Origin of the sequence: Streptomyces dysideae, from assembly GCF_001514305.1 — a bacterium.
Classification (GTDB): domain Bacteria; phylum Actinomycetota; class Actinomycetes; order Streptomycetales; family Streptomycetaceae; genus Streptomyces; species Streptomyces dysideae.
The window spans coordinates 143,845-156,036 of the sequence record NZ_KQ949093.1 but is presented as its reverse complement, the minus strand read 5'-3'; the positions used below and the strand labels follow the sequence as shown (position 1 = coordinate 156,036).

At 68.2% G+C, this 12,192-nt stretch carries 11 protein-coding genes and 2 pseudogenes; 9 read left to right on the top strand and 4 right to left on the bottom strand.

All coding sequences use genetic code 11. The features are described 5' to 3' along the window. Positions 1-51 precede the first annotated feature (51 nt). The 3 genes from AQJ91_RS57440 (at position 52) to AQJ91_RS27455 (ending at position 2,832) form a co-directional block, all read left to right on the top strand. Positions 52-180, top strand: coding sequence for a hypothetical protein (locus AQJ91_RS57440; RefSeq protein WP_267891239.1), 129 nt, complete (start codon positions 52-54; stop codon positions 178-180). Positions 181-273: 93 nt separating this feature from the next. Beyond that, complete coding sequence (locus AQJ91_RS50075) at positions 274-456, top strand: hypothetical protein (protein WP_079085221.1); 183 nt, start codon at positions 274-276, stop codon at positions 454-456. An 822-nt stretch (positions 457-1,278) separates the two neighbouring features. Further along, positions 1,279-2,832 (top strand): long-chain-fatty-acid--CoA ligase, encoded by a 1,554-nt coding sequence (locus AQJ91_RS27455; protein WP_067026804.1) that lies wholly within the window; start codon positions 1,279-1,281, stop codon positions 2,830-2,832. A 486-nt stretch (positions 2,833-3,318) separates the two neighbouring features. Here the strand turns inward: AQJ91_RS27455 and AQJ91_RS27450 are convergent, their stop codons facing one another. Beyond that, entirely contained in the window at positions 3,319-3,888 is a 570-nt protein-coding gene (locus AQJ91_RS27450) for a PadR family transcriptional regulator (protein WP_067026884.1), read from the bottom strand. Positions 3,889-4,022: 134 nt separating this feature from the next. Here AQJ91_RS27450 and AQJ91_RS56050 point away from each other — a divergent pair. The 5 genes and pseudogenes from AQJ91_RS56050 (at position 4,023) to AQJ91_RS27425 (ending at position 9,171) form a co-directional block, all read left to right on the top strand. Next, positions 4,023-4,369: pseudogene (locus AQJ91_RS56050) on the top strand (nuclear transport factor 2 family protein). A gap of 499 nt (positions 4,370-4,868) precedes the next feature. Continuing rightward, the gene (locus tag AQJ91_RS27440; RefSeq protein WP_067026800.1) at positions 4,869-5,639 is read left to right on the top strand and encodes an SDR family NAD(P)-dependent oxidoreductase; all 771 of its coding nucleotides are present in this window, start codon (positions 4,869-4,871) and stop codon (positions 5,637-5,639) included. Between the two features lie 491 nt (positions 5,640-6,130). After that, positions 6,131-6,523, top strand: coding sequence for a nuclear transport factor 2 family protein (locus AQJ91_RS27435; protein WP_067026797.1), 393 nt, complete (start codon positions 6,131-6,133; stop codon positions 6,521-6,523). Next, the gene (locus AQJ91_RS27430) at positions 6,520-8,013 is read left to right on the top strand and encodes a phytoene desaturase family protein (protein WP_067026795.1); all 1,494 of its coding nucleotides are present in this window, start codon (positions 6,520-6,522) and stop codon (positions 8,011-8,013) included. The genes AQJ91_RS27435 and AQJ91_RS27430 overlap by 4 nt, the downstream gene beginning before the upstream one ends. Positions 8,014-8,031: 18 nt before the next feature. Next, entirely contained in the window at positions 8,032-9,171 is a 1,140-nt protein-coding gene (locus AQJ91_RS27425; RefSeq protein ID WP_067026793.1) for an FAD-binding oxidoreductase, read from the top strand. Positions 9,172-9,180: 9 nt separating this feature from the next. Here the strand turns inward: AQJ91_RS27425 and AQJ91_RS58410 are convergent, their stop codons facing one another. The 3 genes and pseudogenes from AQJ91_RS58410 to AQJ91_RS27415 form a co-directional block, all read right to left on the bottom strand. After that, positions 9,181-9,513: a transposase family protein gene (locus AQJ91_RS58410; protein WP_407696928.1), complete on the bottom strand. Its 333-nt coding sequence runs from the start codon at positions 9,511-9,513 to the stop codon at positions 9,181-9,183. A 108-nt stretch (positions 9,514-9,621) separates the two neighbouring features. Continuing rightward, positions 9,622-9,669 (bottom strand): annotated as a pseudogene (locus AQJ91_RS58405) (hypothetical protein); the annotation flags it as partial. A gap of 281 nt (positions 9,670-9,950) precedes the next feature. Then, positions 9,951-10,730, bottom strand: a complete 780-nt coding sequence (locus AQJ91_RS27415; protein ID WP_067026791.1) for an alpha/beta fold hydrolase — start codon at positions 10,728-10,730, stop codon at positions 9,951-9,953. Positions 10,731-11,635: 905 nt separating this feature from the next. On the opposite strand from AQJ91_RS27415, the gene AQJ91_RS27410 reads away from it, so the two are divergent. Continuing rightward, positions 11,636-12,139, top strand: coding sequence for a flavin reductase family protein (locus AQJ91_RS27410; protein ID WP_067026789.1), 504 nt, complete (start codon positions 11,636-11,638; stop codon positions 12,137-12,139). Positions 12,140-12,192 lie beyond the last annotated feature (53 nt).

Here is a 12,192-nt window from a genome sequence, read left to right as displayed (position 1 = left end):
GGTACGCCCTTCGCGCGTCCTCCAGAGGAGCTGATCCACAAGTCCTGAGCATTGCTCGCCACTCGCGAGGTCATCGGCTACGCGATGGCCGACCACCACCGTGCCGAGCTGGTGGTCGATGCACTGCGGATGGCCCACGGCCGTGGCGGCCTGGAAGACGGCTTCATCACACAAAGCTGAATTCCGCGCGGAAATACGCGTGTTGGGGCTGCGTCAGAGCACCGGCAGGACTGGGGCCTGTTCGGCAACGCCGCGGCGGAGAGCTTCTGGGCCGTGCTCAAGGAAGAGATCGGCACCCGGATCTGGCCCGACCGGGCAACCGCCCGCGCCGAGGTGTTCGCGTTCATCGAGACCTTCTACAACCGGCGCCGCCTGCGCACACATGCAGTCTTCGGGTACCTCACACCCCACGAGACACGTCAGCGGCTCCGCAACGACCAAACGCTCGCAGCGTAGAAGAAGAATGTCCAGAATCACGGGGGAAGTTCACCCTGCCCGGTGGGCCCTGGCTTGCCAGGCGTTCCAGTTCATCGACGACGGCGTCCAGCAATACACGGCGTTGCGATATGCGTTCTCCCTGGACCGTCTGGCGCAAGTTGTCATCAGCGGCCAGGTCGCAACCGTATGCCCATGCCCCAAGCAGGGAGGCCAGATCGCGTTGCGCAGAGCCATGGCCACCGCGTAGGCGATCCAGGGGCATCGCCATTATCGCGGAATTGGCTGCGCGTGCCCCTGGACAGCCGTCGATTCCCTGAGCATACTCACTGACACATCTATTCAACAAATTTAATAAGGGTGGTCATGGCGACCTTGCGCGCGGGGGTGGACCCTCCCGGAAGCGAAGGCGGTGGAGGTGTTGGCGGCCGACGACGTGGCGTTCCGCGGCCGACCCCTCATCAAGCCTCCCGCCCGAAGGGCAGTCATACCGGCCGCACTCCAGGCCGTCAGCTAGATCCACTGGGCCTCCGCCCCCGTGCGGGAGATCTGGACGCCAGCTGCCACTTCACCGACCGCGGCGTGCTCTCGTCTCTCGCGGGCGGAGCGATGCGGAACCTCGACGCCGGGTCGGTGCCGACAGGGGCCGGGCTCTCGGCCGCCTCGCTCCAACGCGTCCGCCTGCACCCGGATCCCCTGCAGGCGACGTCGCCCCGGTCCAGCAGGATGCACAGGCCCCCACGCCGAGCCGCGTGTACCTGACGATCACTGCGCCGGCCGTCCCGCCACGTGCACTCCTGAGCCGCCTACCCCTGTCCGACGTCGTACCGGAGGTTGAATCCGATGTTGAACCTGTCCGTCCTGCTTGAGGATTCCGCCCGCTTCTGCCCCGAGCGCGAGGCCGTGGTCCTGGGATCGACCCGGCTGACTTACCGGCAGGTCGACACCGCGGCCAACCAGGTCGCCAACCTGCTGGTGTCGCGGGGCATCAAGCCCGGTGACAAGGTCGCACTGACCTGCCCGAACCTGCCGTGGTACCCGATCGTCTACTACGGCATCCTCAAGGCCGGAGCCGTCGTCGTCCCACTCAATGTGCTGCTGAAGGCGCGTGAGGTCGCCTACCACCTGCGCGACAGTGGCGCCCGAGCCTACTTCTGCTTCGAGGGCACCTCCGTCCTGCCGACCGGCGCCGACGGACACGCCGGGTTCGACGAGACCGACGGCTGCGAGCACTTCTTCACGATCACCGCCGAGCCGGGTTCGGTATCACCGCTCCCGGGCACGGAGACGCTGTACGCCGCCCTATGTGGACAGAAGCCGTCCCACGATCCGGTCGCGACCGAGGCGACCGACACCGCGGTGCTCCTCTACACGTCCGGCACCACCGGACAGCCCAAAGGAGCTGAGCTCACGCATGCCAACCTGATCCTGAACGCGCTCACAGCCCACCGCTTCATCGGCGGCGAGGGGACCGACAGGCATCTCGTGGCACTCCCGTTGTTCCACTCCTTCGGTCAGACGCTGCAGATGCACACCGCGTTCGCCGGTGGCAACACCATTGTCCTGATGCCACGGTTCGATCCGGCCCAGGCGATCGAGGTCCTGCGGTCCGAGGCCATCACGCACTTCGCCGGGGTCCCGACAATGTTCCACGGCCTGCTCACGGCCCTCACCGGTACTGCTGCCGAAGTGACCGACATCGCCGGCGACCTGAGGCTTGTCCTGTCCGGCGGTGCGGCGATGCCGGTAGAACTGCTGCGCCGGGTCGAGCAGAAGCTCGGCGTCAAGATCGTGGAGGGATACGGGCTCTCGGAGACCTCCCCCGCGGTGTGCTTCACCCCGCGCGACGGCGAGAACCGTCCCGGCTCGATCGGCAAGCCGATCTGGGGTGTGGAGATGAAACTCGTCGACAGTGACTGGAGCGAAATCCCCGACGACCCCGACGCGGTCGGCGAGATCGCCGTCAAGGGACACCCGGTCATGAAGGGCTACTACAACCGCCCCGAGGCCACCGCCGAGGCAATCCACAACGGCTGGTTCCGCACCGGCGATCTCGCCCGCAGGGATGCCGACGGTTACTACTACATCGCCGACCGCGCCAAAGACGTGATCATCCGCGGCGGATACAACATTTACCCGAGGGAGCTCGAAGAGGTCCTGATGGCCCACCCCGCCGTGTCGCTGGTCGCGGTGATCGGAGTGCCCCACGAGACCCTGGGCGAGGAGGTCAAAGCGCTCGTCCAAAAAATCCCCGGTGACCCCACCACGGAAGAGGAACTGGTCGCCTGGGGAAAGGCGCAGTTCGCGGCGTACAAGTACCCACGCATCGTGGAGTTCCGCGACTCGCTGCCGATGAACGCGACGGGCAAGATACTGAAGAGGGAACTGACGGCATGAGCGCCCGGAGCATCGGCCGGGGAGGCCGCAGGCGGCCACCGGGTGTGTCCAGGAGTCGTCTGCGTCCCGCAGATCGAGGGCGTGGGCAAGCGCGGCGGCAATCCGCCGATGGCCGAGCGGACCAGTGCGGGCGGTCTGGGCTCCACAAGCGCGAATCGGTGACCCCGAGTTAAACGGTGACGTCGCCACCATGCCGGTACGCCGCCTCACGGACCCACTGGTTCAGTGCCGCGGGACGCGGGCCGAGCGGACGGCCGAGGGGGGCGAAGCGCGCTGCGTCGGGGAAGATGCGGGCGCGACGCGCCACTCCCCTCGCCAGGCTCCAAGTGGGGGCGCGATACGTCGACGACACGTGCCACGACGTAGCGAGCTCCGGCCGCAAAGGCGAGCGCCGCAGCCAGCTGTTCCGCGTGGACCTGCCCGCCGAGCCCCCCGTACGGCGGCGGCTGCTTCGAGCGACCAGGAGACGCAACCAATACAGTCACTCTATTGAGTATCGGCAGCCGAACGCTGGTCGATTCTGCGGAGCGCCATGTCCCCCCACTGGAGGTTCTCCCGTTCGAAGGACATTCCGCGCAGCAGGGTGAGGTACGGGCCGATGCGTTCGGCCTCGGCGAAGTATGCCTCCTCCGAGCGTCCGTCGAGCAGGCGTTGCCGGAGCCTCTCGTAACGGGCGAGCTTGGCGGTGGCCCACTCCGTGCGCTCGGTGATGGCCTTGCGGACCGCGTCGATGTCGCCCGCGTCCAGGCACTGCACCTTGACCATCAACTCGTCCCGGATCACCGCCGGCTTGCCCAAAGGCTCGGCCGTGTAGGCGCGGACGGCCTCCCGCCCGGTCTCCGTCAGGGAGAACAGCCGCTTGTTGGGGCGGCGCTCCTGCTCGACGACGCGGGCCGTGATCAGTCCTTCGGCCTCCATGCGTTCCAGCTCCCGGTAGAGCTGCTGGGGCGTCGACATCCAGAAGTTGGCGACCGTCGCGTCAAACCCCTTCGCGAGGTCGTACCCGGACGCCTCACCCTCCAGTAGCGCGGCCATCACCGCGTTCCGCAAAGCCATGGACACACGCTAGCACCATGTTGACTAGTCAACGAGGGGCCCAATGATCGCTTCCACCTCATGGACAGGGCGTAACTCTCCCCTCTACTCTTCAGCGAGCCTATTCAATTTGTTGTGCACGAAAGAGGTGTCTCATGCACCCGTTCCGCGAGGTCGTCGAGAGCGGTGACATGGACGCCGTGGCCGCCCTGCCGGCCGACGATGTCGTCTTCACCAGCCCGGTCGCCTTCACGCCGTACCCGGTCAAGGTGATCACGGCCGCGACCACGCCTTCGTCTTCACCGCCACCGCCACCGTCGCCGTCGCCGTCGCCGTCGCCGTCGCCGGCAAGAAGCTCCAGGGGTGCGACATCCGGCACTTCGACGAAGACGGCAGGATCGACGACTTCACGGTGATGGTGCGCCCGCTCTCCGCCGCCCAGGCACTGTCCGAAGCCATGGGCGCCCAGTTCGAGCAGCTCGCGCGAGAAGCCGACCACTGACGCGTTGCCCCGCAGCGACCCAGGGAACGAGGACCATGCCACACGCCCGTGATACGTATACCGCTACGGAAGGAAGCCCTCCCCCACGACGTGGGACGTACCAGCTCAGCGATGACCGCAAGAGGGATGTGTCTGCCCCGCACAGGCGGCTCCGACCACTCGCGATCTGTGTCGGCACGTTCACCCTCCTGGCAGGCGTAACGGCCTCCGGCGCCGCGGTCCACCACCGGACGGGGCATCCGCTGCCCTCTTCCTGCCGCCCCCAACAGGCTGCCGACACCTACGAACCGACGCCGGCCCCCCTGCTGAGCCCACTCGGCACTCCACCGGCCGGCCCGTCCTGCGACGCGACCGTCCCCGACCGCACCCCGGCCCCGACACCCGAACCAGCGCCAAGGGCGAGCCCCTCGCCGAGTCAGGCGAATGCCCCGAGCAATGCCAGTTTCACGGCAGTGCCGGTGCGCAGTCTGTCCACCACGTCAGCATGTAAAGGATCACCATGGCAGGCATCACAGGCAGGACGGTTCTGATCGTCGGCGCCTCATCGGGGATCGGCGCGGAGGTCGCGCGTCGGCTCGGCCAGGGTGGTAACCGTTTGGTCGTCACGGCACGACGGGCCCCCGAACTGGCAGTCCTGGCAAAGGACATACGAGCCTCCGGCAGCGCCTGTCTGGAGCTTCCCGCCGACGCCATGGACCCGCAGGCGGCCGCCCAGGTGGTGGCGTCCGCTGTCGCCGAGTACGGGTCCGTCGACGTCGCTCTGCTCAACGCCGGCCAGGGACCGGACATGTCGATGGACGACGTCAGCGTGGCGGACGTGTCACGAGTGATGGCGTTGAACTACGACGTCGTCGTCAACTACCTCGTCCCGCTGATTGCGCAGATGGGAGACCAGGCGCACGGCGGTCTGATCGCCCACACCAACTCGCTGGCGGGGCTCATGGGCATTCCCCGCCAAGGCCCCTACTCCGCCGCGAAGGCGGCCGCCCGCACCCTCATCGACGCCGCGCGCGTCGAACTGGCGCCCAGGGGGATCCGGTTCACCAGCATCCACCCCGGCTTTGTGGCGACCGACCGGGTCAATGCCGACAGCCTGCCCAAACCCTTCCAGGTCAGCACGGAGCGCGCGGCACGCCATGTCATACGTGCACTGGAAAAAGAACCGCCGCAGGCGTACTTCCCCTGGGCGACATCCGCGCTGGTCCGTACGCTGCGTGCCCTGCCCACTTCGGTCTCCTCAGCAATTCTCCGCAGCCTGGCGTCCCGGTAGAGCAGCAGCGGTACGCGCGGCGGAGGCATCTCACGGCCGTCCCCGGTCACCGCCCGGACGTCATGCCGCCCCGCGGCTTGCCAGACGCCCCCTCACCCTGTCGGCCGTCCTCTGCGTGATCCACTCCCCGACCGGCAACAGCACAGCCGAAGCGATCCGCGTACTGAATCAGGCCGGCCGGGAAGGCGACCCGATACCGCACAGAGTGACGATGACGTGCGGCTGCCGACGACGAGCGCGACGAGGGCTTCCGGCCGGCCCAGTCAGACAAGAGCAGGCCCATGCCATGACCGCACATGGCAGTCGCCGCCGCGGCGGCCATCACCCTTCCGGTGGCATCGGCCGCCCCGATGGGTTCCGCAAGACTACACAACTGCGACTAGTCAAGGAAGTGACTATCTAGTTCGGCGCCTAGGTCTATGGACAAGAAGAGTATCGCCTCCTATCCTCCAACCAACCTATTCAAATTATTGAGTATGAGAGGTTGGCTCATGCACCCGTTCCGCGAGGCCGTCGAGAGCGGTGACATGGACGCCGTGGCCGCCCTGCTGGCCGACGACGTCGTCTTCACCAGCCCGGTCGCCTTCACTCCGTACCCCGGCAAGGCGATCACGGCCGCGATCCTGCGTGGCGTGTCCCGCGTCTTCGAGGACTTCACCTACATCCGTGAGCTCGCGGGTCCCGATGGTCGCGACCACGCCTTCGTCTTCACCGCCACCGTCGCCGGCAAGAAGCTCCAGGGGTGCGACTTCCTGCACTTCGACGAGAACGGCAGGATCGACGACTTCACGGTGATGGTGCGCCCGCTCTCCGCCGCCCAGGCGCTGTCCGAAGCCATGGGCGCCCAGTTCGAGCAGATCGCACGAGAGGCCGCCGAACAGTGACCACGACGACCGACTTCGACGCGGTGGTCATCGGCGCGGGCAACGCCGGACTGACCGCCGCCGCCACCCTGCAGCGCGCGGGAGTGCGCACCCTCCTGGTGGAGCGCCACAACATCCCCGGCGGTTGCGCCACATCATTCCGGCGCGGTCGCTTCGAGTTCGAGACGGCGCTGCACCAGTTGTCCGGAGTCGGAACGGAGGGCCAGCAGTACACGTTGCGCTCACTGTTCGACAAGCTGGGTGTCGCCGACTCACTGGAGTTCGTTCAGGAGCACGACCTCTACCGGGCCGTGGTCCCCGGTCAGTACGACGTGACGCTGCCCGCCGACTGGGCCGGTGCCGTGGACGCGCTGGAACTCGCTTTCCCCGGCAACCGCACCCGCGTCGAGCAGTTCTTCGCGCTCGTACGGGAGGTGACGTACTGGTACACCGCCGCGCTGCGCAAGACACCGGCCGCCGACATCGACCCCGTGTTCTTCCATCAGGCGCTGCGCCCGCTGAAGGATGTCCTGGACGACCATTTCGACGATCCAGGCCTCAAGTCGGTCCTCGGCGCCTACTGGCCGTACATCGGCCAGCCGCCCTCCCGGCTCGCCTTTCACGAAATGGCGCTGATGCTCTACGGCTACATCGAGTTCAAACCCTGGCACATCAGGGGCGGCTCGCAGGCCATGTCGAGCGCGCTGCTGGACTCCTTCAGCGCGGCAGGCGGCCAGGTCCGCTTCAACACGGCGGTCGAGGCGATCCTGACCGAGCGCGGCCGTGCGGTGGGCGTCCGTTTCGACGACGGCCAGGAGGTGTCCGCCCGCGACGTGGTCTCCAACACCTCACTCCCCGTCACCTACGCGATGCTCGGCGACGACGCCGTGCCGACGGCCGTCCGCGACGATCTCGCCACCCGGCGCGTCGGCGTCTCGGCCTTCGCCCTTCACATGGGCCTCGATGGCACCCCCGCCGACCTGGGCTTCACCACCAGCACCACCTTCGTCGGCGTGGACCTGGACGATGACCGCACTTACGCGTCGTGGCGCTCGCTGGAGCCCGCCCGCAACATCTGCGTCTCCTCCTACGATGTCGCGCCGATCGGCTTCGCCCCGTCGGGCGCGAGCCACGTCAGCCTGCTGACGCTGCAGTACGGCGAGGTCTGGGAAAAGGTTCCGCCCGCCGAGTACGCGCGTACCAAGTTCGCCTACGCAGAAACCTTGCTCGACCTGGCGGAGAAGGCCATTCCCGGTATCCGGGACGCCATCGAGGAGGTCGACGTCGCCACCCCGCTGACCGTCGCCCGCTACCTCGGCCACCCCGGCGGCGCGATCTACGGCTACGACCAGGACCGCACCGAGAGCTGGCTGTTCCGCGACAGCGAACGCGAAACGCACGTGCCCGGCCTGCACCTGGCGGGCTCCTGGGCAGGCCCCGGCGGCTTCCAGCCGACCCTCGAAGCCGGCCACCGCGTCGCCCGTCGACTGCTGCGTACCAAAGCCGCCTGAATCCGACAAGGAGAAGTCGTGAAACACCCTCTCGCCCCACTCTTCGACGACCACGACACCGTCCAGGCCGACATCGACAGCCGCCCCGCCGACACCACCGACCACGCCGCCGAGGTCCGCCGCACGGTGGACACGTACCACCCCAGACGGCTCACCCTCTCGGTCACCGAGGTCATCACGGAGACCGCCACGACGAAGACCTTCCGGCTGCGCCACCCCGACGGAGCCGACCTGCCGCCCTTCCTGGCAGGCCAGTACGTGGGCGTGTTCGCGGACGGCACCAACCGCCCCTACGCACTCTCCTCCAGCCCCGCGAGCCTGGACCACTGGGACCTGACGGTCCGCCGGGTCCCCGGCGGCCGCATCAGCAACCACCTCATCGACACCCTCAGGCCGGGTGACACCCTCACCACGACCGGCCCCATGGGCACCTTCCATCACAACCCGCTCTTCCACGGCGAGGACGTCGTCTTCCTCGCCGGTGGCTCCGGCGTCGTTCCGGCGATGAGCATGATCCGCGACATCGTCGAGCACGGACTCGACCGCCGCTTCCACCTCATCTACGGCTCCCGTACCGACGACGACATCATCTTCCGCGACGAACTGGACTCCCTCGCCCCAGACCAGCACCCCCATGTCCGCATCGACCATGTCGTCGCCGAGCCCGGCTCCGGCTGGACAGGCCACACCGGGTTCCTGTCCTCGTCCCTCATCAAGACGCTCGCCGGACCGCTGAACGCACGCACGGTCTACGTATGCGGCCCGCAGGCCCTCTACCCGTACGCCCTCCAGCAGCTCCTCGACCTCGGCCACCCCCGCCGCCGCATCCGCTTCGAGGCCAACGGCGCGCCCGCCGATCCCACCCGCCAGACACACTGGCCCGCCGACGCGCCCCCCGACGGCGAAGTCAGCGTCACTGTCGCCGGACACACGTTCCGCACCCGCAGGTGCCGCCCGCTCCTGGACGCCCTGGAAGACGAAGGCATCCGCCCCGAGGCCGCCTGCCGCTCCGGCGAGTGCAGCCTGTGCCGCGTCCGCCTCCTCAAGGGCACCGTGCACACCGCCGAAGAGGCCAAACTGCGCCTGTCCGACACCCGCTTCGGCTACACCCACTCCTGCGTCGCGTACCCGATCACAGACGTGGAGCTTGACGCGTAGGACGTTGTTTCAGCCCGGATCCACCGGTTGATGTCCGGGGAACTCGAGACCGCGGTAGCCCTCGTCGACTTCGGCTTTCACATCGGGATGGAGGCGGAACTGCTCGGCGATGCCCTCGGTGCGTACGGCGGTCTGGTCATGCATCCGTCCGGGCCGGTCGGCTCCGGACCACAGGGTGCGGCCCTGGCCGTCGCTGATCGTGGTGGTCTTGCAGGTGTTCTGCTTCTTCTTGCCGGCGACGAACGCGCAGCGGCCCGGACGGTGGGCCCGGGGACGGCGGACCTGGGTCTCGGTGCCGTCGATGCGCAGCTTCACGTTCTCGGCTTCGGCGTAGGCGAACACATCCGCCAGGGTCCGCAACCGCACCCCGGGCTGGCCGGGAACGGCGAAGCCCCGCTTGGCCAGCAGCGGCCGGATCTCGCCGATCGCCCGGGTGATGGTGGACCGCTCCAGGCCGTACAGCTCCGCGAGCGCGGCGTGCGGGAGCTGGGTACGCAGGTAGACCAGGGTGACCAGTACCCGGTCGGTGAAGACCAGGTCGTGCTTCGGTCCGGCCCCCGGCTGCTGCTTGCGCTGCCGCCGCGTCGCTTGTGCAGCGCGGACTCACACCAGGCGCTCCACGGGCTGGCCAACTCCTCGATCAAACTGCCGAGATGTGCACGGGAGATGCCCGTGAAGGCAGGATGGGACAAGGTCACACGGGCCCATTCCTTCGTCATCACACATGAGGAACCCGTGCGGCCCTCTCCACGTCACGCTCCGCCTTCACGGATGGCTGGCTATTGCTGGTCTCGGTCCGCGAGCGCCGCCGCGGTGGCGCGGGCGAAGCCTTCCGGATTGTCCAGCATGATGTTGTGCCCGCAGTCCGGGATCGGGACCACGGCCACTCCGGCCTCGGTGAGCGCACCCGTGCCCGGGAGCAGGCCGTCAGCCTCGGGCAGCAGGTAGGTGCGGGGAATCTTCAGGTCCAGCAGAAGCTCACGCATGGTGGGCACGGTGCCGCGGGTGAGGTGGACCGCGCTGCGATGCAGGGCTTCCCGGCCGGCCAGACGCATTGTGGACCACCAGTGGGAACCGGCCCGGTCCCGGATCTCCTCCCAGCCGCCCGCCAGGAACTCCTGCTCGGAATACGCGGCGGTGCCGCTGCTGCCTGCAGAGGCGGGCCTGGGCGGGATCGGGTCAAGGTTGGCGTCGACCAGGACCAGCCGGGAAACCAGCTGGGGGTGCCGGGCGGCCAGGACGATGGCCACCGAGCCGCCCATGCTGTGCGCGATCAGCTCGGCGCCGGTAACACCCGCGCAGGTCAGGGCTGCGGCGAGGGCATCGGCGTGCGATTCCAGGGTGTAGTCGAAGCCCGTCGGCCGGTCGCTGATGCCGTGCCCGAGCAGGTCGATCAGCAGCGAACGGCGGTCGGCCAGCAGAGGATGGACCGCAGCCTCTGTGAAGTAGGCAGGCGAAGTGGCGCCCAGACCATGGACGTAGACGCGTGACGGCTCCTGTCCCGGCAGCCCAACCCAGCGGATCTGGTCGCCCTCGGGCGTCACGGCGGCATTGCGCACAGTCTGCTCCCCTGTACTCCAGATCGACGGAGAGACGAGAGTAGCCACCGGAGCTCGGTGCACCACCGCCGCCTAAGTCTCCTCGGTCGTGATCCGCGGTCTCGGTTCGACGCCGTTGTTCGCACAGGCGGCGTAGTGAAGGGAAGACCACGGCCTGGCGGTAGTACGGCAACATCCGTGGAAGTCCGGCCAGTTCCTCAGCGTTTGAGAAGCCGTCCAGGGACAGACATGACCGACGCCGAGCGGGTGGTGGTGCGGGCCGCGCTGCCGGTGCCAGCGTGGATGAACGGCCGGGGCGCCGCCCGGAGGGCTACTGCCACCGTCAGATGATCGACCAATGCCACGAAGTTAAGGGCCTGTTGGCGGTGTCAATGCATCGGGGAAGGTGATCTTGTAAGTGCTCGGCGCCGTGCGGATGGGTCGGCCGTTGCGGGCCCAGTAGCAGAGTTGCGCATTGAGCCGGCTGAAGGGGAGTCCCGAGGTAGCGAGGCCGAGGTGCTGTGCGATGTACGGCGGATTCGAGGTCGTGGACGAGCATGTTGGCCGCGCGGTGGAGGGTGAGCACCAGCCGCATGGCGAGCGGGTCGATGCCGGGGAGTTCCCGCGAGCGTCACGGACCGCACTCGGGAAGCGGGCACACGTCGGCACCCCGTCCAGGTTTCCGGACCGTGAAAAACCTTCGCCCGAGGGCTTCCCCTCAAGTGCCGACCGGGGTACGGTCCAATTAATCAAAGTATTGATTACATGCCCTGAGCAGTAGGTGTTCTGTTTTGTCCCCTGGGTCTGTCAGGGGACAGGTCTCCTCCCGGCCGTGCGTTCCGATGCGCGGCCGGGTAGCCCCGGCCGTTCCTCCTTCTCCGTCGACGGGGACGGTCCGGCGGGCGATCGATCCCAAGGAACCTCGTATGCCCGAAGCACTCGCTCCCCCCAGTCCCGGCGCGCTGCGTGCCTGCATGTCCCGTTTCGCCACCGGCGTCACGGTGGTGTCGTACACGACCGACAGCGGTCCGCGGGGCGCCACCATGAACTCCTTCACGTCCGTGTCCGCCGAACCGCCGCTGGTCCTGGTCAGCGTCGCCCGCCGGGCCCGCTGCCACGACCAGCTGGCCGACGGGCCCTTCTGCGTGAACATCCTCGGTGCCGAACAGGAGCAGTTGGCCCGGCTGTTCGCCGGGGCCCGGAGCACCGCGGAGCCCCGCTGGGCGGAGGGCGCGCGCGTCCCCCGGCTGGCCGACCCGCTCGCCTGGGTGGAGTGCGAGCCCTGGCGCGCGTACGACGGCGGCGACCACACCCTGGTCCTCGGCCGCGTCACCGACCTCGGTCACCGCGACGGCGACGCCCTGACCTACGCCTGGAGCCGTTTCGCGTCCACGACCGAGTCGACCGACGGCATCGAGCACCTCTTCTGAAGCCTTCCGCCCGTCCCGCCCCCCTCTCAAGCCCCGCCCCACGCCCACTCCCC